Origin of the sequence: Mesorhizobium sp. NBSH29 (assembly GCF_015500055.1) — a bacterium.
Classification (GTDB): domain Bacteria; phylum Pseudomonadota; class Alphaproteobacteria; order Rhizobiales; family Rhizobiaceae; genus Neomesorhizobium.
On the sequence record NZ_CP045492.1, the window covers coordinates 1,664,716 to 1,689,666 of the forward strand.

General features: G+C 59.4%; 26 protein-coding genes, 1 tRNA gene, 1 pseudogene and 1 riboswitch. Of the genes and pseudogenes, 21 read left to right on the forward strand and 7 right to left on the reverse strand.

Features of this window, described 5'->3' with window-relative positions; translation table 11 throughout:
- Positions 1-25: 25 nt before the first annotated feature.
- Positions 26-1,783: a glycosyltransferase gene (locus GA830_RS08250; RefSeq protein WP_258045609.1), complete on the forward strand. Its 1,758-nt coding sequence runs from the start codon at positions 26-28 to the stop codon at positions 1,781-1,783.
- Here GA830_RS08250 and ppk2 read toward each other — a convergent pair whose 3' ends face one another.
- Positions 1,784-2,686: a polyphosphate kinase 2 gene (gene ppk2, locus GA830_RS08255; RefSeq protein ID WP_195164556.1), complete on the reverse strand. Its 903-nt coding sequence runs from the start codon at positions 2,684-2,686 to the stop codon at positions 1,784-1,786.
- 106 nt (positions 2,687-2,792) lie between these two features.
- Between ppk2 and GA830_RS08260 the strand changes: the two genes are divergently transcribed.
- Both GA830_RS08260 and phoU read left to right on the forward strand, forming a co-directional pair.
- Positions 2,793-4,076, forward strand: a complete 1,284-nt coding sequence (locus GA830_RS08260; protein WP_195164557.1) for an ATP-binding protein — start codon at positions 2,793-2,795, stop codon at positions 4,074-4,076.
- Positions 4,077-4,196: 120 nt separating this feature from the next.
- Positions 4,197-4,919 (forward strand): phosphate signaling complex protein PhoU, encoded by a 723-nt coding sequence (phoU, locus tag GA830_RS08265; protein WP_195164558.1) that lies wholly within the window; start codon positions 4,197-4,199, stop codon positions 4,917-4,919.
- A gap of 147 nt (positions 4,920-5,066) precedes the next feature.
- On the opposite strand, the gene GA830_RS08270 is transcribed toward phoU, so the two are convergent.
- Complete coding sequence (locus tag GA830_RS08270; RefSeq protein WP_195164559.1) at positions 5,067-5,585, reverse strand: GcrA family cell cycle regulator; 519 nt, start codon at positions 5,583-5,585, stop codon at positions 5,067-5,069.
- Positions 5,586-5,974: 389 nt separating this feature from the next.
- On the opposite strand from GA830_RS08270, the gene GA830_RS08275 reads away from it, so the two are divergent.
- From GA830_RS08275 to GA830_RS08285, 3 genes are all read left to right on the forward strand, one after another.
- Positions 5,975-7,177, forward strand: a complete 1,203-nt coding sequence (locus tag GA830_RS08275; protein WP_195164560.1) for an aspartate aminotransferase family protein — start codon at positions 5,975-5,977, stop codon at positions 7,175-7,177.
- Entirely contained in the window at positions 7,174-8,097 is a 924-nt protein-coding gene (gene argF, locus GA830_RS08280; RefSeq protein WP_195164561.1) for an ornithine carbamoyltransferase, read from the forward strand. Before GA830_RS08275 ends, argF begins: the two co-directional genes overlap by 4 nt.
- Before the next feature lie 98 nt (positions 8,098-8,195).
- Positions 8,196-9,176 carry an Hsp33 family molecular chaperone gene (locus GA830_RS08285; protein ID WP_195164562.1) on the forward strand — a complete coding sequence of 327 codons (981 nt, stop codon included), beginning with the start codon at positions 8,196-8,198 and terminating at the stop codon, positions 9,174-9,176.
- 9 nt (positions 9,177-9,185) lie between these two features.
- On the opposite strand, the gene apaG is transcribed toward GA830_RS08285, so the two are convergent.
- On the reverse strand, positions 9,186-9,578 hold the full coding sequence (gene apaG / locus GA830_RS08290) for a Co2+/Mg2+ efflux protein ApaG (RefSeq protein WP_195164563.1): 393 nt from the start codon (positions 9,576-9,578) through the stop codon (positions 9,186-9,188).
- A gap of 134 nt (positions 9,579-9,712) precedes the next feature.
- Here apaG and GA830_RS08295 point away from each other — a divergent pair, with 134 nt between their 5' ends.
- A complete protein-coding gene (locus GA830_RS08295; RefSeq protein ID WP_195164564.1) occupies positions 9,713-10,318 on the forward strand; it encodes a CDP-alcohol phosphatidyltransferase family protein in 606 nt (201 codons plus the stop codon).
- On the opposite strand, the gene GA830_RS08300 is transcribed toward GA830_RS08295, so the two are convergent.
- On the reverse strand, positions 10,311-11,501 hold the full coding sequence (locus GA830_RS08300) for an O-succinylhomoserine sulfhydrylase (protein ID WP_195164565.1): 1,191 nt from the start codon (positions 11,499-11,501) through the stop codon (positions 10,311-10,313). The genes GA830_RS08295 and GA830_RS08300 overlap by 8 nt on opposite strands.
- 57 nt (positions 11,502-11,558) lie before the next feature.
- A riboswitch (SAM riboswitch) is annotated at positions 11,559-11,636 on the reverse strand.
- 74 nt (positions 11,637-11,710) lie between these two features.
- Between GA830_RS08300 and GA830_RS08305 the strand changes: the two genes are divergently transcribed.
- Both GA830_RS08305 and GA830_RS08310 read left to right on the forward strand, forming a co-directional pair.
- Positions 11,711-12,802 (forward strand): 2'-deoxycytidine 5'-triphosphate deaminase, encoded by a 1,092-nt coding sequence (locus GA830_RS08305; RefSeq protein WP_195164566.1) that lies wholly within the window; start codon positions 11,711-11,713, stop codon positions 12,800-12,802.
- Between the two features lie 74 nt (positions 12,803-12,876).
- Complete coding sequence (locus GA830_RS08310) at positions 12,877-13,647, forward strand: ABC transporter substrate-binding protein (protein ID WP_195164567.1); 771 nt, start codon at positions 12,877-12,879, stop codon at positions 13,645-13,647.
- Positions 13,648-13,786: 139 nt separating this feature from the next.
- On the opposite strand, the gene GA830_RS08315 is transcribed toward GA830_RS08310, so the two are convergent.
- Complete coding sequence (locus GA830_RS08315; protein WP_195164568.1) at positions 13,787-14,590, reverse strand: helix-turn-helix transcriptional regulator; 804 nt, start codon at positions 14,588-14,590, stop codon at positions 13,787-13,789.
- A 120-nt stretch (positions 14,591-14,710) separates the two neighbouring features.
- On the opposite strand from GA830_RS08315, the gene GA830_RS08320 reads away from it, so the two are divergent.
- From GA830_RS08320 to GA830_RS08340, 5 genes are all read left to right on the forward strand, one after another.
- Positions 14,711-15,859 carry an ABC transporter ATP-binding protein gene (locus GA830_RS08320; protein WP_195164569.1) on the forward strand — a complete coding sequence of 383 codons (1,149 nt, stop codon included), beginning with the start codon at positions 14,711-14,713 and terminating at the stop codon, positions 15,857-15,859.
- A gap of 27 nt (positions 15,860-15,886) precedes the next feature.
- Positions 15,887-17,044, forward strand: coding sequence for an ABC transporter substrate-binding protein (locus GA830_RS08325; RefSeq protein WP_195164570.1), 1,158 nt, complete (start codon positions 15,887-15,889; stop codon positions 17,042-17,044).
- A gap of 128 nt (positions 17,045-17,172) precedes the next feature.
- On the forward strand, positions 17,173-18,039 hold the full coding sequence (locus GA830_RS08330; protein WP_195164571.1) for an ABC transporter permease: 867 nt from the start codon (positions 17,173-17,175) through the stop codon (positions 18,037-18,039).
- Positions 18,039-18,851 carry an ABC transporter permease gene (locus GA830_RS08335; protein WP_195164572.1) on the forward strand — a complete coding sequence of 271 codons (813 nt, stop codon included), beginning with the start codon at positions 18,039-18,041 and terminating at the stop codon, positions 18,849-18,851. The genes GA830_RS08330 and GA830_RS08335 overlap by 1 nt, the downstream gene beginning before the upstream one ends.
- A 13-nt stretch (positions 18,852-18,864) precedes the next feature.
- Positions 18,865-19,626, forward strand: a complete 762-nt coding sequence (locus GA830_RS08340; protein ID WP_195164573.1) for an SDR family NAD(P)-dependent oxidoreductase — start codon at positions 18,865-18,867, stop codon at positions 19,624-19,626.
- Between the two features lie 309 nt (positions 19,627-19,935).
- Here GA830_RS08340 and GA830_RS08345 read toward each other — a convergent pair.
- Positions 19,936-20,009, reverse strand: a tRNA-Gly gene (locus GA830_RS08345).
- Positions 20,010-20,139: 130 nt separating this feature from the next.
- Between GA830_RS08345 and GA830_RS08350 the strand changes: the two genes are divergently transcribed.
- Positions 20,140-20,403, forward strand: a complete 264-nt coding sequence (locus GA830_RS08350) for a DUF6460 domain-containing protein (RefSeq protein ID WP_374939301.1) — start codon at positions 20,140-20,142, stop codon at positions 20,401-20,403.
- On the opposite strand, the gene GA830_RS08355 is transcribed toward GA830_RS08350, so the two are convergent.
- The gene (locus GA830_RS08355) at positions 20,404-21,303 is read right to left on the reverse strand and encodes a histone deacetylase family protein (protein WP_195164851.1); all 900 of its coding nucleotides are present in this window, start codon (positions 21,301-21,303) and stop codon (positions 20,404-20,406) included.
- 121 nt (positions 21,304-21,424) lie between these two features.
- Between GA830_RS08355 and GA830_RS08360 the strand changes: the two genes are divergently transcribed.
- The 6 genes and pseudogenes from GA830_RS08360 to GA830_RS08385 all read left to right on the forward strand — a co-directional run bounded on the left by GA830_RS08360 (position 21,425) and on the right by GA830_RS08385 (position 24,891).
- Positions 21,425-21,757, forward strand: coding sequence for an ArsR/SmtB family transcription factor (locus tag GA830_RS08360; protein WP_195164575.1), 333 nt, complete (start codon positions 21,425-21,427; stop codon positions 21,755-21,757).
- A gap of 49 nt (positions 21,758-21,806) precedes the next feature.
- A pseudogene (locus GA830_RS08365) lies at positions 21,807-21,947 on the forward strand (arsenate reductase ArsC); the annotation flags it as partial.
- A 3-nt stretch (positions 21,948-21,950) separates the two neighbouring features.
- Positions 21,951-22,640, forward strand: coding sequence for an aquaporin (locus GA830_RS08370; RefSeq protein ID WP_195164576.1), 690 nt, complete (start codon positions 21,951-21,953; stop codon positions 22,638-22,640).
- The gene (gene arsC / locus GA830_RS08375; protein WP_195164577.1) at positions 22,637-23,056 is read left to right on the forward strand and encodes an arsenate reductase (glutaredoxin); all 420 of its coding nucleotides are present in this window, start codon (positions 22,637-22,639) and stop codon (positions 23,054-23,056) included. Before GA830_RS08370 ends, arsC begins: the two co-directional genes overlap by 4 nt.
- Positions 23,057-23,130: 74 nt before the next feature.
- Complete coding sequence (locus GA830_RS08380) at positions 23,131-23,451, forward strand: ArsR/SmtB family transcription factor (RefSeq protein WP_195164852.1); 321 nt, start codon at positions 23,131-23,133, stop codon at positions 23,449-23,451.
- Positions 23,452-23,496: 45 nt separating this feature from the next.
- Entirely contained in the window at positions 23,497-24,891 is a 1,395-nt protein-coding gene (locus GA830_RS08385) for an FAD-dependent oxidoreductase (RefSeq protein ID WP_195164578.1), read from the forward strand.
- Positions 24,892-24,951 lie beyond the last annotated feature (60 nt).

Genomic DNA, 24,951 nt, shown 5'->3' on the forward strand with positions numbered 1-24,951 from the left:
CATGCATATCGCAGCCCGTGCGCGCATGAACGGGGTTCCTTTTCTTAAGGAATTTCAGGCGACCGCGGCAGTGCCCGAGAAAGCACTTTACCGTTCCATTGCGGACGATCTCGGGGTCGATTTTCTCGATAGCATTGATCCGTCGAAGCTGATGGTGCGCGACGCAGACCTGGTCGGCTTGCTGTCTCGCCGGCCCGGCGCAGTGCCCATTGGGTTGCGCGACAAGGCACATTTGAATGTTATCGCCGCAACCGACGGTCTCGACATACCAAAACTCAGGCGGCAATTGGCAAAGGCTCCGCACTTGAAAGAGCGCCTGCGTATGGCTGCGCCTTCGACGATGCGTTCCGCGCTGTTCGAGCGAGCGGCGGAAATGCTTGCATTCCGCGCCACGGGCTATCTTTGGGAGTGGGGCTCTGAGTATTCGGCGCGTCTCGTGCTCAATGCATGGCAGTCATTTTTCTTTGGCGTCGCGACGGTCTCCTTTGTGTTGACGCTCGTGCTGCACACGCAGACATTCCTGACGTCGCTGCATCTGCTGTCATCACTGTTCTTTCTCGCCTGTATCAGCTTGCGCCTCGCTGCCATCTCGGCTGTCGGGACTGTCGCGCCGTTCGAGGCCAAGCCGATGGCTGCCGAAGAAATGCCGGTATATACCGTCCTTGTCGCGCTCTACAAAGAAGCGGAGGTCGTACCCGAGCTTCTGGTATCGCTGGGAAAGCTCGTCTGGCCGCGTTCCAAACTGGAGATCAAGCTGGTTTGCGAAGCCGACGATCATGACACCATTGCCGCGATCCGTGCGCAGGCTTTGCGGATGTCGGTTGAGGTGATTGCTGTCCCAAGGATTGGGCCGCGCACCAAGCCCAAAGCGCTCACCTATGCGCTTCCGACAGTAACTGGCGAATTCATTGTACTCTACGACGCCGAGGACCGGCCACATCCTTTGCAGTTGGTCGAGGCCTGGCAGAAATTTCGCGAGAGTGGAGACGATCTGGCCTGTCTTCAGGCGCCTCTTGAAGTGTCAAACGGCGCCAACAGCACCATCTCGCGTCTCTTTGCGTTCGAATATGCCACCTTGTTCCGGGGCATGTTGCCGTGGCTGGCGTCAAAGCAGATGCTTTTGCCTTTGGGCGGCACGTCAAACCATTTCCGCCGATCCATCCTCGAGCATGTGGGTGCCTGGGACCCTTACAACGTGACTGAAGACGCAGACCTGGCCGTGCGGTTTGCCCGTCTGGGCTATCGTACCGAAACCATCACTATGCCCACCTATGAAGACGGACCCGAGGATGTTGCCACATGGCTTCCCCAGCGCACGCGTTGGTTCAAGGGCTGGGCGCAAACCTGGCTGGTGCACATGCGCGAGCCGGTGCGGCTGTGGCGTGAGTTGGGAGCCGGAAGTTTCGGGATGACGCAGCTCTTATTCGCCGGTCTTCTCGCTTCGTCGCTGGTGCATCCGATGCTCATAGTCAATGCGGTCTGGCTGACTTGGGCACTGACAACCGAAAGGATAACCGGCACCGGCCAACTGATACTGCTGGGGCTTGATATTTCAAGTGTTCTTCTAGGCTATCTGTCGTTCCTGCTGCTCGGCTGGTCGACGCAGACAACCCGCGAGCGCCGGTCGTTCTGGCGCGTCCTGTTGTACACGCCACCCTATTGGCTCATGCTGTCATGGGCAGCATGGCGCGCGCTCTGGCAATTGATCCGTGATCCTCACCGATGGGAGAAAACCCGCCATCGCGCGCACCGACGTGGCATGCCGGCACGCGCAATGGCCTGATTACAGGCCCAGAAACTGCGGTCCTTCCCCGATAATCTTTGGATCAGCTGCCCCGATCAACTTGTCATCGCGGCCAGAGTAGGGAAGGTGTAACAGAATGTAGCGGATCAACTCGATGCGAGCCCGACGCTTGTCATTGGAGCGGATGATGATCCACGGTGCGTGTTCGCTATGCGTGTGCTCAAACATTTCGTCGCGGGCTTTGGTGTAGTCGTCCCATTTGTTCATTCCGGCGATATCGATGGGCGAGAATTTCCAGCTTTTCAGCTGGCTGTGGCGCCGGTCGTGGAAGCGCTTGAGCTGCATCTCCTGCCCGATATCCAGCCAGAACTTGAAGAAGTGGATGCCGTCATTAACAATGCGGCGCTCAAAGTGCTCCGCCTCCATCAGGAAGCTGGCATGTTGCTCGGGCGTGCAAAAGCCCATCACCGGCTCCACGCCAGCGCGGTTGTACCACGACCGATCGAAAGTAACGAACTCGCCAGATGTTGGAAAATGCGTCACATAGCGCTGGAAATACCACTGCCCGCGCTCGGTTTCCGTCGGTTTGGGCAGGGCTACATTACGCGCTGTTCTGGGATTGAGATAGTCGCGCGTCGCGTTGATCGTACCCCCCTTGCCGGCAGCATCACGTCCCTCAAAAAGCGCCAGAACACGGTGCCCGCTTGTTTGCATCCAGGCCTGCATTTTCACCAGTTCAATCTGCAGCGCTTCCAGCGTGGCCTCATAAGTCTCGCGGTTGAGCTTCTTGTTGTAGGGAAAGCCGCCTGATGGCAGGGCACCATCCTCGATCCAATCCGGCAGCTTCGGGTCCTCGACGTCAAACACGCGTTCCTTTTTCGCAGTTTGCACCCGAACCAGCGGCTCTTGTCCGCTTTTACTTGCCGCTTTCACATTTTTCATAATCGAACGCCTTTCCTGCAGGGGCCTTCATGCTATTGGGAGACCCTGATCCGGTCCAGCCGGATTGTTGCGACAAGGTTATCGTTCCGAAACTCAAAAGGTTGTCATGGACGAGGATGCCAGGCAGGAGGAACAATCGCGGGCCGGGCGCTACCGGGCGCGCTTGTTCGGCGCGCGGTGGACACTCATCGCCGCAGCGATTTCCGGGCTCGTTCTGCTTGGTGTTGAGCAACCATCACCCATTCTCGCAGTCATCCTGTTTGCCATAGTGGCAGCGGTGACAGCTGTGGCGCCGCGGCGCACCGCAGGTCAACGCCGCGCCGATGAGGCCGCCGCCGTAATGCCCGCTGGGGTGGATCAATTGCCGGCGGCAGATCTTGCCGCCGCTGTCCCTGATCCTCTCTTCGTATTCGACGCCAGAGGCACGGTCGTCCACGCCAACGGCGCCGCTGCCGTCTCGTTCGGCAGTGTCGCTCAGGGCATGGTGTTGCAGATGAAGTTCCGCGCGCCAGAAATGCAGGAACTGCTCCGCCGGGTTCTGGAGAACGGCATGTCAGGCGCCATCGATTATGCAGAGCGTGTCCCGGTGGAACGCGTATTCAGGGTCGTTGCCGCCCCGCTTGGCAGCGACCGGGGTCTCTTCGTGTTGATCTTCCGCGATCAGAGCGAAGCCCGCCGCATTGACCGCATGCGAGCCGACTTTATCGCCAATGCCAGCCACGAACTGCGAACGCCCTTGGCATCCATTTCAGGCTTCATCGAGACGCTGCGCGGCCCCGCTCGCAACGACCCGAAAGCGCGAGAAAACTTTCTCCAGATCATGCAAAACCAGACTAGCCGCATGGCCCGCCTGATCGACGATCTGCTATCCCTGTCTCGGCTGGAGATGAAGCCCTATCTCAGTCCCGGCAAAAGCGTTGACGTGAAGGACATAGTGTCAAGCGTGATCGACACGCTGACCCCCCTTGCAGCGGAGTCCGGCATTTCCATTGTCAAAAAGTTTCCAGAAATGTCGATTGCGATTCCGGGCAGCCGTGACGAACTGTTCCAAGTCTTCGAGAACCTGCTTGAAAACGCTTGTAAATATGGCCAGTCGGGGGGAGAGGTCATTGTGTCGATCGAAAGAACAGACACAGGCCATGGCCCCGAAGTCACAATCGCCTTTCGCGACTTCGGTCCGGGAATTTCCGAAGAGCATATCCCCCGCATCACCGAACGCTTCTACCGTGTCGACATAGGCACCAGCCCCCCGCAAAAGGGCACCGGCCTCGGTCTTGCCATCGTTAAGCACATCTTGACCCGGCACAACGGACGGCTCTCAATCCGCTCGCAGGTCGGGGAGGGGGCGGTATTTACCGCCCACCTGCCCGCGGTCGCAGCAGGCGGCTGATCGGGATATAAGCCGCCTTAGCATCTATCCTGTGCAATTTCTTTTTTCCGTCATCCATCTCGCGTATAGGAGAGGGGACGATGCTGGCATCTTGCCGGCACACAGCCAAGTTTCGAAAAAATGCAATCGCGACACACAGTCCGCTCATTCGACGAAGACCTGAAATATCTCGCCAGTCGCATTGCTGCGATGGGTGGCCATGCCGAACGTATGGTGGACCAGGCGGTGCTGGCGCTTGTGGATGCCGATAGCAGGCTTGCGCGCAAGGTTATCGAAGATGACGAGTTTTTGGATGAAGGCCAGCGCGACATCGACGAGAAATCCATTGTCTTCATCGCCAAGCGCCAACCGATGGCCGACGACCTGCGCGAGATCATTGGTGCGATCCGCATTTCGTCGGATTTGGAAAGGGTCGGCGATCTGGGCAAAAACATTGCCAAGCGCGTTGGCGCGGTGAGCGACGTCCGCCATCCATTCAGCCTGTTTCGTGGCCTGCAGTCGTTTGCCGACCTTGCGCTGACACAATTGAAGGACGTGCTCGACGCCTATGCGTCACGTTCGGTGGACCGTCTCGGTTTCATCCGTGATCGCGATGACCAGATCGATGCGATGTATACCTCGCTCTTTCGCGAACTGCTCACCTACATGATGGAAGATCCGCGCAACATCACCCCCTGCACGCATCTGTTGTTCTGCGCCAAAAATATTGAGCGCATCGGCGACCACGCTACCAACATTGCCGAGACGGTTTATTATGTCGCGACCGGCGAGCAGATGCCGCCGGACCGCCCGAAGGAAGACAAGAGCCATCGGGTCACCGTTTCTGTTGAACCGGCGAACTGACCCTTCAACAAGCCCAAAATAACGAGACACATTCCGATCTGGTGTGCGGGGTCAGCACAATGCTGTTCCACACAAAAAACGGCTGGCACCGATGCCAGCCGAGTTTCCCGCCCAGGGAGGAATTATGGCGGGGGTCAGATCATCTATCTAACGGCTCCGACGACGCTCCGAAGCTGGCTGGAACGCGATTTTGGAGTGATAGCCGCAATAGGGGCCGCTATCCGAGCAATCATTGCCGCAGAAGCTGAATTCTTCGGAAAGCGGGTCGCCGTTCGGCCATTTGCAGGTGCGCTCGCTCAGCTGCACCAGATGCAGGCGGCGCGAAATCGGAACCACAACATTGGAGACCGGCCGCAGATGATGGCGGGCTACCGGTTCGACATCAAACTGCGCCTGAAGTGCCGTTGCACCCACTGAAACGGGCATCGAGCGCATCGACGACGAGGAAGTGCGCGAGACTGATTTGGTGACTGTCGCTCCCTGGACCGACTTTTTCTGCCGGGCAGGCGAAGCTGTTGCCCGTCCACGGCTTGAAAGTTTCAGCCTGTGAACCTTTCCGATAACCGCGTTGCGAGTGACACCGCCCATTTGTGCCGCGATCTGGCTGGCGCTCAATCCTTCGGCCCAGAGCTTCCGGAGAGTCTCGACGCGTTCGTCCGTCCACATGTGCATGCTCCTGATATGGCGTGCAGGCCGGAATCCCTTCGCGCCCCGGCAATCTGTCGGGTCGATACCACATATACGCGTAAGATTAGGTCCGCCGCACGAAATCTAGTCTTTTCTTGCCTCTAAACTACCTTGCCGGGTGACTCCGTGACAAGAGATTGGTGGCCGGTTCGAATCACTTTTTTCGGTTTTCAACAACTTGCCGATGAAACCGACCGCAACCGCAGTGCCGGATTCCGCTCGGCGACAGTGCCGACCTTTTCATTGACTTCATGGCACGAAAACCTGATATAACCGCGAAAGCCGCCGCTCGAGGCGGCTTTTTTGATTTTGGCCGACGAGGGGATCGGCGGTGCTCGCCGCGCGCCCTCACTTTTCCGGAGTATATAATGAGCGGATCGGCACTTTACGACACCTTCGCCCGTGCACCGCTGGCTTTTGACCGCGGCGAGGGATCCTGGCTCATCACCACCGGCAACGAGCGCTACCTGGATTTTGCAGCGGGCGTTGCGGTGAATTCGCTCGGCCACAGCCATCCGCAACTGGTTGCCGCGCTGACCGAGCAGGCGGCCAGGCTCTGGCATGTGTCCAACATCTACGAGATTCCCGAGCAGCTCCGGCTGGCCGAACGCCTGGTCGAGGTTACCTTTGCCGAAAAAGTGTTCTTCACCAATTCAGGCGCCGAGGCGCTGGAATGCGCCATCAAGACCGCACGCCGTTACCATTATGCGAAGGGCAACCCCGAACGGTTCAGAACGATTACCTTTGAAGGCGCCTTCCATGGCCGTACGCTGGCGACAATCGCCGCCGGCGGGCAGCAGAAATATCTTGATGGCTTTGGACCCAAGGTCGAAGGTTTTGATCAGGTTGCCTTTGACGACATCGATGCCGCCGAAAAGCTGATTGGTCCGGAAACGGCAGCAATCCTGCTGGAGCCGGTGCAGGGCGAGGGTGGCATCCGCCAGTTTCCCACCGCCTCTCTGAAGCGCCTGCGCGACCTCTGCGACAGGCACGGGCTACTGTTGATTTTTGATGAAGTGCAATGCGGCATCGGTCGCACCGGAAAGCTTTTCGCCCATGAATGGGCCGGCATCACGCCGGACCTGATGGCGATTGCAAAAGGCATAGGCGGCGGCTTTCCAATGGGCGCATGTCTTGCCACCGAAGAAGCAGCCTCCGGCATGAAAGCAGGCGTCCATGGCACCACCTTTGGCGGCAATCCACTTGCTATGGCGGTCGGCAACGCCGTGCTGGACGTCGTCCTGGAAGATGGCTTCCTGGAGGATGTGAGCAAGAAAGCGCTACTCCTGAAGCAGGGCCTTGCGGCAATTGCGGACGAATATCCCGACGTGCTCGAAGAAATTCGCGGCATCGGCCTGATGATCGGGCTGAAGTGCAAAGTTCCAAATGGCCAGGTCAGCGCCGCGTTGCGCGATGAGAAACTGCTGACCGTGATGGCAGGTGACAATGTGATCCGTCTCTTGCCGCCCTTGACCAGCACCGAGGAAGATATCCGGTCGGCCCTGCAGCGCATCCGCGCCGGCGCTGCCCATCTTTCTCATGCCGAAGCAGACAAGAAGCAGAACGCATGACCGAAATTCGTCACTTCACCGACCTGTCAACTGTTTCGGCAGCCGACCTCAGGACGATTCTGGACGATGCCGTTGCGCGCAAGGGCCGCTTGAAGGCAGGTGAGCGAAGCCGCCCTCTGGACGGCAAGGTTTTGGCGATGATTTTCGACAAACCCTCGACGCGCACGCGTGTGTCGTTCGATGTCGGGATGCGCCAGCTTGGCGGCGAAACTATCATGCTGACTGGCACCGAAATGCAGCTCGGCCGCTCCGAAACCATCGCTGACACCGCAAAGGTGCTGTCGCGCTATGTCGATGCCATTATGATCCGCACCACAGATCATGGTCGGTTGCTCGAACTGACCGAAAATGCCTCCGTGCCGGTTATCAACGGACTGACCGACGACACCCATCCCTGCCAGCTGATGGCTGATGTGATGACTTATGAAGAACATCGCGGCCCGGCGCGCGGCAAGACATTTGCCTGGACGGGCGACGGCAACAATGTGCTCCATTCGTTGATCGAGGCATCGGCGCGTTTTGATTTCCGCCTCAATGTTGCGGTGCCGGAAGGCAGCGAGCCGGAACAGAAATATGTCGACTGGGCTACGCGCAACGGCGGCACCATTTCTTTCACCCGCTCGCCACAAGAGGCTGTCACCGGTGCTGACTGCATCGTCACCGACACCTGGGTGTCGATGGGTCAGGAACATCGCGCGCGCGGCCACAATGTGTTTTTGCCCTATCAGGTAAATGAAACTCTGATGGCACATGCCAACAAAGACGCACTATTCATGCACTGCCTCCCCGCCCATCGCGGCGAGGAAGTCACCGATGCGGTGATCGACGGACCAAGCTCGGTGGTGTTCGACGAGGCCGAAAACCGCCTGCATGCGCAAAAGGCGGTGCTGGCCTGGTGCCTCGGCGCCAGCGCGGCTTGATCCCGGGTCAGGCACTTCCTATCTGACCGGAATTGCCTGAAATCATCACATCATCGCGCGCGAGCTGGCCTCGACGCGCTGGCACGGGATTTGATCCATTGGCTGATACGGAAAGAAAACTTGGCGAATTCGGCTTTGCCGGCGACGACGACGTTGTTCCCTTCGAGGTAGCAGGTCTGGACATGCGCGGCCGCGTTGTGCAGATGGGCCCTCTGCTCGATCAGGTGCTGGAGCGTCATCAGTATCCCGAGCCCGTCGCAAGGCTGCTGGCCGAAGCGATCGTGCTAACGGTGCTCTTGGGCACGTCGCTGAAGTTTCAGGGAAAATTCATCCTGCAGACCCGCACGGACGGGCCTGTCGATATGCTTGTTGCCGACTTTTCCACGCCCAACGCCTTGCGCGCCTATGCCCGCTTTGATGAGAACCGGTTGGCCAAAGCAGTGGCGGAGGGACGCGCCGCGCCCGAGGACCTGCTGGGCAAGGGGGTGCTGGCCATGACCATTGATCAGGGCCAGCATATGCAACGCTACCAAGGCATTGTTGAGCTCGACGGGACCTCTATGGAAGAGGTCGCGCGCATCTATTTCCGTCAGTCGGAACAGATCCCCACCGACGCCAGGCTGGCAGTCGCCAAAATGGTGGTGCCCGGCGAGACGCGTGAGCACTGGCGTGCCGGCGGCATGCTGGTGCAATTCCTGCCCGAGGCGCCCGACCGGCTGCGCTCGCCGGATTTGTCAGGCGGCGATGGCGACCCCGAAAACGATGTGCCCCATGATGACAGCTGGCAGGAAGTGCTGGCATTGCTGGGATCAATAGAGCCGTCGGAGCTCATCGACCCGACTGTGGGCACTGAGCGGCTGCTTTATCGCCTTTTCCACCAGCATGGCGTGCGCGTGCATGAAGGCGTTCGCGTGCTCGATGAATGTTCGTGCTCGCGCGACAAGATCAAGGGCATTCTGGAAGGCTTCTCGGCGGAAGAAATTGTCGCAAGCACCGAGGATGGAGACATTAAGGTAGAATGCGAATTCTGCTCCCAGGCGTATGTGTTTGCGCCATCAGAGTTCGAGGCGGTCAAGTAGCAGCCTGCTTCAGTTTACGGTTCTCAGCCGGTTCGGAATATCGAGCGAAAAAGTGGGTATGGTGATGTCGAACGTCTCGCCATGTTCGTTGCGCATCGTATAGGTCCCGCCCATGATGCCTGAAGGCGTCGAGAGCGGGCAGCCGGAAGTGTATTGAAAACAGTCGCCCGGATCGAGCGCGGGCTGCTCGCCGACAACGCCTGGCCCCCGCACTTCCTCGATATGACCGGCAGCGTCGGTGATCTGCCAATAGCGCGACAAAAGCTGCACCGTATCGTTTGACTGGTTGTCGATGGTGACCCGGTACGCCCAGACGTAGCGGTTTTCATCCGGCTCCGACTGGTCGTCCAGATAGAACGGTTCTACGCGGACGACGATCTGGTGTGTGGTGGTGCGATACATGGCGACTCACTGCAACCTGTGTTGATGTTCCGCCTCAAGACGCGCAATCGTCAACTGTCTTGCATAGTTCACGCGCGATTGTGACTTCCGCGTGACACGGCAGGCAGTTATGAGCGGCAGCGAAGAGGTACTTCATGCTGGATGGCTGGGCGCGGAAGCGCATCGAACCTTCGTTGAACCGCATCGGCCGCGCGTTGGCCGACGCCGGCGTTTCGGCCAATACGGTGACCTTGTTCGCCTTCGCTCTCGGCATGGCGGCGGCGCTGGCTATTGCTCTTGGCCATTTCTGGCTCGGACTGGCACTTCTCCTTATCAGCCGCCTTGGCGATGGTCTCGACGGTGCGGTGGCCAAGGCGACGCAGCGCACCGATCTCGGCGGCTATTTGGATATCGTTCTCGACTTCGCCTTCTACGGCGCCATCCCATTAGGCTTCGTGATAGCTAACCCGGCGGCCAATGCCGTTGCGGGTGCAGTCCTTGTCCTGTCGTTCTACGTGAACGGTGCGAGCTTCCTCGCCTATGCCATCATGGCCGAGAAGCGGAACCTGACAACACAGGCGCGGGGCGAAAAATCACTCTTCTTCACCACCGGGCTTGCCGAAGCGTCCGAAACGATCGCAACCTTCGTTCTTTTCTGTCTGTTTCCAGCCTATTTCGGCCCAATCGCATATATTTTTGCGGGGATCTGCTTCTACACAGCCCTTTCCCGCGTTGTTCTGGCGGCGCGTACCCTTAGCTGACCGTCGCCAGTGCAGCGTCGATATCGGCAAGCAGATCGTCGATATCCTCAAGTCCCACCGACAGTCGCAACGTACCGGGATCAATCCCCAGTTCATCGCGCGCTTCATCAGTCAGGTTCTTGTGGGTGGTCGTCGCTGGATGGGTGATGAGGGTTTTTGAGTCACCCAGATTGTTCGAAATCAGGACGATATCCAGCGCGTTTTCAAATGCGAACGCGGCATTCTTTCCTGCTTTGAGATCAAAACAGATCAAGGTCGAGCCACCGCTCATCTGCCGTTTGATGATGTCGGCCTGGGGGTGGTCGGCCCGTCCGGGATAGATGACGCGTCCGATCTTTGGATGATCGGCAAGGTAATCCGCAATGCGCGCTGCACTCTCGGTCTGCTGGCGCACCCGCACCGGCAGCGTCTCCAGCCCTTTCAGCAACGTCCAGGCATTGAACGGCGACAGGCTCGGTCCGGTATGACGAAAATAGTCGTGCAAATGTTCGTCGATCCATTCCTTGTCGGATAGGATAACACCACCAAGACAGCGGCCCTGTCCATCAATGTGCTTGGTCGCCGAATACACAACGATATCGGCGCCAAGCTCCATCGGCTTTTGCTGCAGTGGCGTGGCAAACACGTTGTCGACGATAAGCCGCGCACCTGCCGCATGGGCGATCTTGGCCACCGCAGCGATGTCGATCACTTCAAGCGTCGGGTTAGTCGGGCTTTCGAGGAAAAAAATCTTGGTGTTGGGGCGAACGGCCTGTTCCCAGTTTGCAAGTTCGGTGCCATCGACAAGCGTCGTCTCGATGCCGTAGCGCGGGGCCAGCGTCTCCACCACCCAACGGCAAGAGCCAAACAGCGCGCGCGCCGCGACGATATGGTCGCCGGCATTCAGGCTGCACAGAATAGCAGCCGTCACCGCCGCCATGCCCGACGCGGTGGCCCGCGCATCTTCAGCGCCCTCCAGCGCACACATGCGCTTTTCAAACATGTCGACTGTCGGGTTGGCGTAGCGTGAATAGATGAAACCCGGTTCCTCGCCCTTGAAGCGCGCCTCGGCGGCCTCGGCTGAGGCGTAGACATACCCTTGCGTCAAAAACATCGCCTCGGATGTTTCGCCAAAGCCGGATCGCAGGGTGCCGGCATGGACCAGCTGGGTTTGAGGCTTCAAAGGGCGCTTTGTCGAAGTCATCACAATCATCCAGACACAAAAAAACCGGCCGCGAAAGTCGCAAACCGGTCCATATGGCCTAGCGGCCCAACGGTCCTTTAGCGACTTGTTTAACGTGGCTGCAAGCCGACCGGCCAAATCACCACGGGATAAATGCTCCTTTAGACCCGTCCCCCGCTTGCGTCAATGTTGTGTCGCGTTAAACCTCGACCACCAATTTGGAGTAAAGTGTGGGCCAGACCGGTATTCTTCCCGACCACGAGATCGCAGCGTTGTTCAGCGCCGGTGCCATGAAGGCCGAGCGCGCGCTTGATCCCGATCAGATACAGCCAGCCAGCCTCGACTTGCGTCTCGGCCACAAGGCATGGCGCGTGCGGGCAAGTTTTTTGCCCGGCCCCGAGAAGAAAGTGACCGACAAGCTCGACCGCCTAAAACTGCACGAATTCGACCTGACAGATGGGGCGGTACTGGAAACGGGCTGCGTCTACATTGTTCCGCTGCTCGAAGCGCTCAATCTGCCAGCCGGCATTTCAGCCTCCGCCAATCCCAAAAGCTCGACCGGTCGTCTCGACATCTTCACCCGCGTCATGACCGACCGCGGCCATGAGTTCGACAAGGTGCCGGCCGGCTATAAAGGTCCACTCTATCTTGAAATATCGCCACGCACCTTTCCCATCGTTGTGCGTACCGGCTCGCGCCTGTCGCAAATCCGGTTCCGCAAAGGCAATGCGGTTCTGACAGAAGCCGAACTGGAGCATCTGCACCAGACCGAAACGCTGGTGGCGACCGCCCCCCACAACATTTCAGGCGGCGGCATCGCGCTGTCCATCGATCTGGGCGGTGAAAAAGGCAGCCTGATTGGTTATCGTGGCAAGCACCATACCGGGCTGGTGGACGTCGACAAACGTGCCGCCCATGATGTGCTCGATTTCTGGGATCCGCTTTATAACAATGGCGTCGGGGATTTAGTGCTGGACCCGGATGAATTCTATATTCTGGTGTCGCGCGAGGCTGTGCATGTGCCCCCGCTCCACGCGGCAGAGATGACCCCGTTTGATCCGCTGGTCGGAGAATTCCGCGTTCACTATGCTGGTTTCTTCGACCCAGGCTTCGGCCACTCGGCAGCCGGCGGCACCGGCAGCCGCGCGGTTCTGGAGGTGCGCAGCCATGAGGTTCCATTTATTCTGGAGCATGGCCAGATTGTCGGACGATTGGTCTACGAGCACATGCTCGCCCGGCCAACTGCACTCTACGGTTCGGATCTCAAATCGAACTATCAGGCACAGGGGCTGAAACTCTCCAAGCATTTCCGGCCAGCCTGAGCCAACTCTCGGTCCCTTGCGCGCGACAGCACGCCATGCTTGGCTTGTCATTCCATTTTTTGAAGAGGTATCCCATGCGTATTTCCACCGGTCTGCTCACTGCCGCCGCTCTTTTCCTGTCTGTCGCGTCAGGCTCCGCCGAAGACACGATGAAGCTGAAGATCGGTACTGAGGGTGCCTATCCGCCCTTCAACACCTTGTCGTCAAACGGCACCCTCGAAGGTTTCGACGTCGACATCGCCAACGCTCTTTGTGCCCAGATGAAAGCGGATTGCGAACTCGTCGCTCAGGATTGGGACGGCATCATCCCCGCTCTTCAGGCCAAGAAATTTGATGCCATCATCGCCTCGATGTCGATCACCGAGGAACGCAAGAAGCAGGTCGCCTTCACCGACAAATATTATACCACTCCACTTGCGGTCGTGGCATTGAAAGACAGCGGCATGACCGCAACAGACCCTGCTGCGATGGCTGGAAAGTCAGTGGGCGCGCAGGCCGGCACTACGCAGAGCATGTATGCCGACGATGAATATGCCAAGGCAGGCGCTGACGTGAAGTCCTATCCGACCCAGGAGGAAGCAGTCGCCGACCTGATCAATGGCCGTCTCGATGCCGTTATTTCCGACAAGTTCGTCCTCACCGACTGGCTGAAGGGCGAAGGCAAGGATTGCTGCAAGATGATTGGCGATGTGACAGGCACGGAGACCGAAGCTGGCATAGCTGTTCGCCTGGGCGAGGATGACCTGCGCGAAAAGCTCAACGCCGCGCTCAAGGCCATCGTCGCCGACGGCACCTACGCCAAGATCCAGGCGAAATACTTCGACTTCGACATTTACGGCGGATGACTGTCTACGGCGCCTGTGTTTTGGCACGGGCGCCGAAGGAGCAAGCGCGAATTGAGCGAACCCCGGCGGACCAATGAAATCGAAATATCGCTGAGAACCCATCGTAAGGCGGCGGCGCGTCGGTCGCCGCTCCAGGCTGTCAGATGAGGCTTTTGAGATAGATCGACAGCAGTTGGGTCTGAGAGGAAATGCCGAGCTTTCGGTAAACGTTGCGTCGGTGGACCTTGACCGTTCCGGTGGCGATGCCGAGCTTCAGCCCGATCGATTCTGACGAATGCCCCTGCAGCACCAACTCCACGATCGCCGCTTCACGCGCACTCAGCTTTAGCCCTTGCCAGACGGCATCGGTGGCCAGCGAAAGCCCGGTCGCCTTGCCGCCGGCCCGCTCGCCCGAGGCTGCGCCCTCGAAGCGATGCGCCAACTTCGCCCAATACTGCCTTACCATGGCCGCGACCAGCGGCTCCACCTTGCGCAGAAGCGCAAATTCGGCAGTTGAAAACGGGCCGCTCTCCTCGCGCCGCATCAGAGACAGCGCGACCGTCGTACCGTCTCCCGTGGTGACGAAGAAGCCGACTTCCTCGGCCAGGCCCGTCTTCACATAATATGTCCGGTAATATTCGCTGGAAAAGAATCGATCCGGCGCCAGTTCCCGCATGCGGAAAACGCCGCCTCGCTGTTCCCGCGCCGTATGGTAGAAGGGATCGAGCAAATAAGGGCCGACCTGATACAACGCCACAAACACGACATGATCGTTGCGGTCGAAAGTGCTGTAGAGATCGATTGGCCGATCCGCGCCGCTATAGGCGAAGACGACAATATGGTCGAAGCGTACCAGCGCCTGCATTATACGCCGGAAGGTCTCGCCGAATTCGGAGTCGGTCATCGCCGGTTTTCCGACAAGCTCGCCGAACGCTGCAAATAGGCCTTCAACGTCCACGCTCACGAGACGGTATCCTTCTTGCCCTATTCGGTCCTATACACCTCCCACACACAATGATGGCTTAAAATACCTCTTTTGGGGTATATACCTTGCGCTGGCTTTCCCTCTAGCTTTCTACCTATCATGGTGGCAGGGCAAACACGGGCCGCAGGTTCAGGCTCATTGCGGGGAACAGGCGTGGCATCGGCTTCGACGCATGACATCGAGTTCCGGTCGGTGACCAAGAGCTACGGCGCGGTAACTGCGGTTTCCGATATCAATCTCAATGTTCCCAAGGGCGCCTTCATGGCGCTACTCGGGCCTTCCGGCTGCGGCAAGACGACCTGCCTGCGCATGATCGGCGGCTTCGAACAACCGACCAGCGGCGATGTGCTGATCAACGGGAGTATGATGAACGGCGTGCCCGCCTACCGGCGGCCGGTCAACATGGTGTTTCAACAATATGCTCTGTTTCCGCATTTCAACGTCGAGCAGAACGTCGCCTACGGCTTGAGACAGATGCGGCCGAAAATTGCCGCTGCCGAGATTTCACGCCGCGCCGGCGAGGCGCTGGAAATGGTACGGCTGAGCGGTTTCGGCCAGCGGCGCATCCATGAAATGTCAGGCGGCCAGCAGCAGCGCGTGGCGCTTGCGCGCGCAATCGTCAACCGCCCCTCGGTGCTGCTGCTCGACGAACCGCTGGCGGCGCTCGACAAGAAGCTGCGCTCCGCCATGCAGATCGAGTTGCAGACGCTGCAACGTGATCTCGGCATCACCTTCGTGCTGGTCACCCACGATCAGGAAGAGGCGCTGTCGATGAGTGACTTCGTCTGTGTCATGAGCGCCGGTTCCATACGCCAGATCGGACGCCCGCAGGAAATCTACGATCGTCCCAGCGAGCTGTTTGTTGCCGATTTCGTAGGCAAGACCAATCGCATCGACGCCACGCTGGAGCAGGACGGCCAGACGGTGCGGTTGGGCGACGGCAGCGCTTTCGCCATTTCGCCCAGAGATGGCGTGATGCCTGGCCCCATCATTGTGGCGCTGCGACCGGAGGCGATCCGGTTGGAGCGCGCGCCGGCCATTGCGGGTGGTCTCGGCGGCGTCGTCACCCACCGCATTTTTCTTGGCTCGAGCGCTGAATATTCGGTCGCGGTATCGGGCCTCGGCGACCTGCTGGTCACCGCCGACCGTAAGACTATGACCGACAGCGATCTCATCGAGCCGGGCGAGAAGGTGGCGCTGGTCTTCGATCCGGCAGCAACTCACGTTTTCCGGCGTTCAATTGACTGAATAATAACAAAACAAGGGAACACGACCATGACCAAGAATCACAAGGAAAATCTTCCGATCACTGCCGATAACTTCATGCATGAATTGATGCGCCTGAAGCGCGGCTCGATCAGCCGCCGCCATTTCTTCGGTATCACGGGCCTTGGGCTGGCGACTGCTGTGCTGTCCCGCGGCACGCTGTCAACGCCGGCCTTTGCCGCCGAAGACCTCGGCACCCAGATGTCCATCGCTACATGGCCGAACTACCACGACCCGGCGACCTTCGAGAATTTCAAGGCCGCCACCGGCGTCGCCGTCGAGGTCAACGTCTTCGGATCGAACGAGGAAATGCTGGCCAAGCTGCAGGCGGGCGCCACCGGCTGGTCACTGTTCGTGCCGACCAACTACACAATCTCGACCTATCAGAAGCTCGGCTTGATCGACGAACTGGAGCTGGCGAAGGTTCCGAATTTCAACCCCGCCACGCAAAATACCCGCTTCACCAGCCAGGGCGAAATCGAGGGGAAGCCTTATGCGCTGCCGAAGAACTGGGGCACCACGGGCCTTGCCGTTAACACCGGCAAGATCAAGTCACCGATCACCAGTTGGAAGGAGTTCTTCGAGATCGCCCAGACGGAGGCGGACGGCCGCACCATGGTGCACGACTACCAGCTCACCACCATCGGCAACGCGCTTGTATCACTCGGCTTCTCCTTCAACTCGGTCATGCCCGAGGAACTGGCCAAGGCCGAGGAACTGCTGATCAAGGTCAAGCCGCATCTCTTCGCCATCAACAGCGACTACCAGCCTTCGATGCGTTCCACCGACGCCTGGCTGACCATGTGCTGGACCAATGACGGTGCGCAGTTGCATGCCGATATGCCCGAGATCGACTTCGTGCTCGGCACGGACGGGGGCGAGATCTGGACCGATTTCTACGCCATCCCGAAGTCGGCCCCGAACAAGCCGGCCGGCTACGCGCTGCTGAACTATCTGATGGATCCGGCCAACGCCATGAAGGAGCACATTGCCAATGGCGCACCGACCACCGACAGCCGCGTCATGTCGCTGCTGCCGCAGGAAATCATCTCGAACAAAATCGTCTATCCTGAAGAGGCGGCCTTGAGCCCGCTGGAATTCGGAGCGGCAGTGACCCTGACCGATCCGGGCCGCGCCGAATTGATGGCGCGCTTCAAATCGGCATAAGCCGGCGATTAGAAGGTCGGCATCTTCGGCATACGATGTCGAGAGTGTTGAAGGATCGACATGCGGTGGGCGGCATAAAAGCCGCCGCCGCCAAGACGTATCACCGCAAAATAATTGGTTAAAATCTGATGGCTCTGGCCGCGGCAACGAAACGGAAGATGGTGACGGCGGCCTTAATAGGGCCGGCGGCAGTCTGGCTTTTCGTCTTCCTCGTTTTGCCGTTCATCGCCATCGTCGTGTTTTCGGTGGGTGAACGCGCACCAGAGGGCGGCTATCAGCCGGGCTTCACCTTCGAGCAATTCGCCAATCTCGGTGCGCGCGCCACCGCCTTCATGAACACGCTCACGCTCGCCCCCATCGGTGCGGCTGCCTGCCTGCTGATCGCCTATCCACTCGCCTATTACTTGGCAGTAAAGGTCAATCCAAGGCATCGCCTGTTGCTGGTCTCGCTGGTCGTCGTGCCGTTCTGGACCAGCATGCTGGTGCGCACCTACGCATGGATGTACCTGCTCGGCGCGCGCGGCATCCCGCATGTGCTCGAACTGCTCGGCATCGAAAATGTACGCCTGCTCAATACACCGGGCGCGGTGCTGCTGGGCATCATCTACGGCTATCTGCCGCTGATGATCCTGCCGATCTATGTCAGCCTCGAAAAGCTCGACCGCAGGCTGCTGGAAGCATCCGCCGACCTCGGCGCCAAACCGATTTCCACTTTCTTCAGCATCACCCTTCCGCTTTCCTTGCCGGGCGTGATGACCGGGGTGGCACTGGTGACGATTCTGCTGCTTGGCGAATACCTCATTCCGCAGCTTCTTGGCGGCGGCAAGGTGTTCTTCATCGGCAATGCGCTGGTCGACCTGTTCCTGCAATCGCGCAACTGGCCCTTCGGTTCGGCCATCGCCGTCACGCTGGTGGTCGTGGTGGTGATCGTGCTGCTGGTCACCATGCGCATCGCCTGGCGTTTCGCCGGCACAAGACAGGTGGATCTCGTCTGATGCGCGCGCTGGTTACGGCAGTTTATCTGTTCCTCTATGCACCCATCGCGCTGGTGGTGCTGTTTTCGTTCAACTCAGGCCGCAGCGCCAGCGAGTTCGTCGGCTTCTCGACACAGTGGTACGGCAAGGCGCTGTCCAACACTTTCCTGATGGAAGCGCTGAAGACCAGCCTCATCATCGCCTTCACCAGCGCCGCATTGGCTGCCATCTTCGGCACCATGGCGGCGATCGGAATGGAACGTCTTGGCGGACGGGCGCGGGCTGTCTTCGACGGGCTGTTTGCTGCCGCCATCGTCGTGCCTGGCGTCGTCATCGGCATTGCCACGCTGGTAGCCCTCGTCCAGGTGTTTTCCGTCCTCAACCCGGCACTGGCAGCTATTTGGCCAACCGCGACTCCTCCAAAGCTCGGCCTCGGCTTCGGGTCTATCATCGCCGCGCACGGGCTTTTCACCATGGCGCTTGTGACGATGATCGTGAAGGCGCGCATCGCCACCCTTGGCCGTGACATTGTCGAAGCGTCGAACGACCTCTACGCCACACCGCTGACGACCTTCCGCCAGATTGTTCTGCCGCAGATACGTCCCTCGATCCTTGCTGGTTTTCTGCTCGCTTTCACTTTTTCCTTCGACGATTTTATCATCGCCTTCTTCGTTGCCGGATCGAACACCACGCTACCGATCTACATCTTCGCCTCGATCCGGCGCGGCGTCACGCCAGAGATCAACGCCGTGGCCACCATGGTTCTTTTGGCATCGCTGGTGCTGATACTCGTGGCGCGGTTTCTGATGCGCGACAAGAAAACGGCAAACTGACGTGCAGGAAACCATGATCCTTCAAGACCGCGTTGCAATCGTTACCGGAGCCGGATCGGGGATCGGCGAAGCCGGAGCCGCCATTATGGCGCGTGAAGGCGCGCATGTCGTGCTTGCCGACAAGGATGCTGGAAGGGCAGAACAAGCCGCCGCCCGTATCCGTGAGCTCGGCGGCAGCGCAGAGGCGCTGGTGCTCGACGTCACCGATGACGGCGCACTCCAGAGTGGCATCGCCTCCATCGCCCAGCGCCACGGTCGCATCGATATCCTTCACAACCATGCCGGCGCTCAGGTTGCGGGCAACCTGGAGCAGGTCGAGGTTTCCGGATTCGATCGCTCCTGGGGCCTCAACGTGCGTGCGCATTTCATGGCCGCGCGCTTCGTCATGCCAGTGATGCGCAAGGCGGGACGCGGTGTCATCTTAAACACCTCGTCCAGTTCGGGCGTGCTCTACGACCGCGAGATGATCGCTTACACAACCACCAAGCACGCGGTCATCGCCATGACCCGGCAGATGGCCGGCGACTTCGCCCGTCATGGCGTTCGCGTTAACGCGCTCTGCCCCGGCTGGGTCGATACCCCCTTCAACGATCCGTTCATAGCTCAGATGGGCGGCAGGGAAGCGATCGAAGCTTATATTGCCGGAAAGGTACCTATGGGTCGATGGGCCGGCGTGTCGGAGATTGCCGAACCCATTCTGTTCCTCGTGTCCGACCGCTCCTCCTACATGACTGGCCAAGTACTCGTCATCGACGGTGGAGAGACCATCACATAACCTTCCATCATATGGACCGTTGCAGGTTTCCGGTCGAACATGGCGCGTCTGGGTACTCATGATGAGGAGTTGCGAATTCTCGCTGTGTCAGCGTCGCCCGGCTTAGCGGTTCTCACGGTATTGTCGGTGCGCGGCATTGCGGTATCAACCCGTTCGGGCATTATTGAATCCGTAGAAACACAAGCAAAAAATTCCGGCTGTAACTGGACATGATTAGCCGGCATGATGCCTGATCAAGGTCAATGGCACGATTATTTAGAGTTTTCAGGCACTTGCTAAATGTCCCAACACTGTGGCTGGACAAGCAGGTGGAGCGGGTAGCGGGAATCGAACCCGCGCGATCAGCTTGGGAAGCTGACAAGCTACCATTACATCATACCCGCGCAGTATTCTGGTTATCACGCGTTCTCATGGCTTCGCAATCGCAAAGCTTCGAGCGTCGCGCCATTTTAGGTTGATAGGCTGCGCGCGATTGCGTATCTCCCGGCAGAAATTAACGCGAGGATGGCCGACATGTCGGGAATGGCACGATTTCTGGGCGACAGCCCGCTGCGTGTGCTGCTGAAGCTGATTGTCGTGTCGTTCCTCGTCGGCATTGTCATGAGCGCCTTTGGATGGTCACCCTTCGATGTGCTCTACCAGATCCGCGATTTCTTCGTTGATCTCTGGCGCATGGGCTTTAGCGCGGTCGACCGTTTTCTTGGCTATTTCCTGCTTGGTGCGGCCATCGTGGTTCCGGCTTTCCTTATTCTCAGGCTGTTCAGCTACAAGCGCTGATCACGCAAATTCCGCAGCGGTTTCGAACAGGATCGCGTGGCGGGCGGCGAGTGCTGGAATATCCAGCGAATAGCCACCGCCGATCACCCCGCAAAGCGGGATATTGCGTTCGCGAAAATAAGATATCACGTGGCGGTCGCGCGCGCGCAGTCCCGCATCGCTCAGCTTCATGCGGCCAAGCCGGTCGGCGTGGTGGGGATCAACGCCGGCATTGTAGAACACCAGATCGGGCATCGCCTTGCCAGCGACGATCGGTAAGGCCGCCAGTAGTGCCTCCAGATAAGCCTCGTCGCCGGTGCCGTCCGGCAGCCCGATATCAAGGCTGGAGGCGATTTTGCGCACCGGGTAATTGCGCTCACCATGCAGCGACAAAGTGAAGACCCGCGGGTCGCCGGTAAAAATATCGGCAGTGCCATCGCCCTGATGGACGTCGAGATCAACCACAAGCACCCGCTCTACCAGCTTCTCGCGCAGAAGCAGAAGCGCTGCGACGCCGACATCGTTAAAGGTACAAAACCCGGCACCTTGTGCGCGCCTCGCATGGTGGCTCCCGCCAGCTGCGTTGCAGGCAATGCCGAGTCCAAGCGCATGGTGCGCTGCGAGCACCGTGCCTGCCGTTGCAAGCTGTGCCCTCATTGAAACCCGCTGATCAACCGGAAAGCCGATCTCGCGCTCGATCGCATGCGGCACAGCGCATGCCAGCACCTGCCCCACATAGCCGGCCTCATGCGCCAGATGCAGCCAGCCGGGTTTCGCAGGCGCCGGAACCTCGATGGCTCCGGCAGTCAGACCACGCGCACCAAGCGCCTCCATCAGGAGCGAATATTTGCTCATTGGGAAGCGATGTGTGGGAGGCAATTTTGCGTCGTAGTCAGGATGGTGGACAATCGTGAGTGCCATGAAACTGTTGTAGCGCCCGGCGTTGATTTGAACAGACCGCGTCGGCGCGTCGCACGCGCGCGGCGTCATCAAACTGTCACAACGAAACAGTAAAAACCCTTAATTCTGGATTTATAGATATATGGACAAGAAATCAGCTCTGGCGGCGCTTGCAGCACTTGGTCAGGACACTCGCCTCGAAGTGTTTCGGCTTCTGGTGCGCGCAGGCGAGGCGGGCTTGCGGGCCGGCACCATCGCCGCCGAGCTCGATGCAATCCAGAACACGATGTCGGCCCACCTCAAGGTGCTCGATCAGGCGGGTCTCGTGCGCGCCGAGCGCGAGGGAAGGGTGATCCGTTACACGGTCGAGATGACAGGCTTTCGTGACCTGCTTGCCTATCTGATGGAAGATTGCTGCGGCGGCGCGCCCGAACTCTGCCAGCCGGTGATCCAAGCCGTAACCTGCAAGTGCTGACGAGTATCACCAACTTCTGAGGGGGAGTATCAACATGAGTGGCCCGTTGCACCTCGCCTTTGCCGAAACCTACCGCCTGCGGAACAACCGGATTTCGATCTTCATCAACCTGCCCATGACAATGGTCGACAAGCTTTCCCTGCAAAGACGCCTCGACGAAATCGGTCGCGCGCAGCCGAAGGCAAGCTGATCCATGGATGTGAGGCTTTCGCGGCGGCTGATCGCCGAACTTTTGGGCACCGCAATACTGGTCGCGACGGTCGTCGGCTCGGGCATCATGGCCGATAGGCTGACCGATGATGTCGCGCTGGCCCTGCTTGGCAACACATTGCCCACCGGTGCCATTCTCGTGGTGCTGATTACCATTCTGGCACCGATTTCCGGCGCCCATTTCAATCCGGCGGTCACACTGGTCTTTGCCTTGCGCCGCGATCTCACCGCCCCCTGGGCCGCCGCCTACGTCGCCGCCCAGATAGCCGGCGGTGTTTTCGGCACCCTCGTCGCCCACGTCATGTTCGAGCTGCCTATCTTCCAGCTGTCGCAGACCGTGCGCAGTGGTTCGGCCCAATGGCTGGCCGAAATTGTCGCCACGTTCGGCCTTGTCTTCACCATCCTCGCCGGCATCCGTGCGCGCGCGGATGCCGTCCCATGGCTGGTTGGCCTCTATATCACGGCCGCCTACTGGTTCACGGCGTCCACATCGTTCGCCAATCCTGCTGTTGCAATCGCACGCGCGCTGTCCAACACTTTTGCTGGCATCCGACCGCTCGACGTGCCGGCCTTCATCATTGCCGAACTGGCAGGTGCGGCGCTGGCTGTCGCGCTCGCGAGCTGGATGTTTGCAAAGCCACGCGGCATCGTGCCGAAGGAAGCGACCCTATGACCATCACGATCTACCACAATCCCGACTGCGCCACCTCGCGCAACGCGCTGGCCATGATCCGCCAATCGGGCGAAGAGCCTCAAATCATCGAATATTTGAAAACCCCGCCAACGCACGAAAAACTCATCGCGCTGCTCGCCGCCATGAACATGCCGCCGCGCGCTCTTTTGCGCCAGAAGGGCACGCCCTATGCCGAACTGGGGCTGGATAACCCGGACCTCAGCGACGCACACATTCTCGACGCCATGCTTGCCCACCCGATCCTCATCAACCGCCCGATTGTCGAGACACCCAAGGGCGTCGTTCTCGCCCGTCCATCAGAAGCCGTGCTAGACGTGCTGCCCAACCCGAACCTTGGCCCTTTTACCAAGGAAGACGGAGAGGTCATCAATGCCGGGCGCGCGTCGGCAGGGTAGAGCCTCCGGTCTATATTTCGATAGAACTAGAAATAAGCTTGACGAGAGCGCCCATGGCGCCTACTCATATTTCCATGAAACTCGAAAAAGCAGCAAAACGCATGGAAGCGTTGGGCAACCCGACGCGGCTCAGTCTTTACCGCATGCTGGTGCGTGCAGGTGATGCCGGCCGGCCGGTGGGTGCCCTGCAGGAAGATCTCGGCATCGCAGCCTCGACGCTCTCGCATCATCTCCACCGGCTGATAGAAGTTGGCCTGGTCACTCAGGAGCGTCAGGCAACGACCCTGATCTGCCGGGCTCATTACGCGGTGATGAACGAACTGATCGGCTTTCTGGCCGATGAATGCTGCGCTGATTCCGGTTGTGAGACAGTGCCGGCGGAGTCCGTGGCGTGAGCGTTTTTTTGACAAATTATTCGATAATTCTAGAAGGACAGAAACATGCGTGATACACTGAACGAAAACCATCCCGTTGCAATCATCGGCGGCGGACCAGTGGGCCTGGCGGCTGCTGCGCATCTGATAAAGCGTGGCATCCCGGTCAAACTCTATGAGGCAGGAGATGGTGCCGGCGCGAGCCTGCGTGACTGGGGTCATGTGCGCGTTTTCACGCCGTGGCGCTATTGCGTCGACAGCACGGCGCGGCAGTTGCTCGAAGCCACCGGCTGGCAGATGCCCGACCCTGAGAAGTTTCCCACAGCTGATGAACTGGTCGCCCAATATCTCGCGTCGCTCGCCGCGCTTCCCGCTCTAGCCTCCGCGATTGAAACCGGTGCACGCGTTGCTGCCGTTTCGCGTTGGGGCGCAGACAAGGTTGTCACAAAAGGCCGAGCCGAAAAGCCTTTCATGCTGGTGGTTGAGACAGCCAAGGGAACCCGCAGAGACAGCGCCCGCGCAGTCATCGATGCCTCAGGCACCTGGCGCACGCCCAATCCACTTGGTGCCAGCGGACTTCCCGCTGAGGGTGAGCTCGCCCTGGGCGAGCGGATAGCCTATGGCATCCCCGATGTTCTGGTCCGAGATCGAGCGCTGTATGCCGGGCGCACGACACTGGTTGCAGGGGCTGGCCATTCAGCTGCCAATGCTTTGCTTGATCTTGTAGCGCTTGGAAAAACCGAGCCCGATACGCATGTTATCTGGCTGACTCGCAGCACCAATCTGGATCGCGTCTTTGGCGGTGGTGGCGCAGATGCGCTGCCCGCGCGTGGCGAACTTGGTTCCGAAATCAGAGATCTGGTCGAAGGCGGCAAGGCAAAACTTGTTTCCGGCTTTGCGGTAACAGAAATCGTCAAACAGGACGGTCGCTTAATGATCTCGGGGCAGACGGCGCAGGGGATGCAGACCGTAGGCCCTGTCGACCGCATTATTGCCGCTACCGGCCAGCGCCCAGATCTTTCATTGACGCGCGAATTACGCCTCGACCTTGATCCTCTGCTGGAAAGTGTCAAGGCGCTCGGTCCCCTGATCGATCCCAACGAACATTCCTGTGGAGACGTGCCGCCACACGGCCACCGCGAACTTAGCCATCCCGAGCCAGGTTTTTACACTGTAGGGATCAAGAGCTATGGCCGGGCACCAACCTTCCTGCTTTTGACCGGCTACGAACAGGTGCGTTCGATCGCCGCTGCTCTGGCCGGGGATATGGTTGCCGCTGACAATGTGCAACTGGAACTGCCGCAGACCGGCGTGTGCACTGTTCCGCCCTCGCTGGCGAGCAGCATATCAGGCGGCTGTTGCGGAGGTCCGGCTCCGGCTGAAATCGAAGCATGCTGCGTTGCGGATGCCGACGCCAAGGCAGTAGGCAAAAGCGGCTGCGGTTGCAGCGTTGCTGCATAGGCCCAGGGGCGGGGCGGGTCTGACCGGGCCCGCCAACCCCTCTGGTTTGCAGATTGCAGA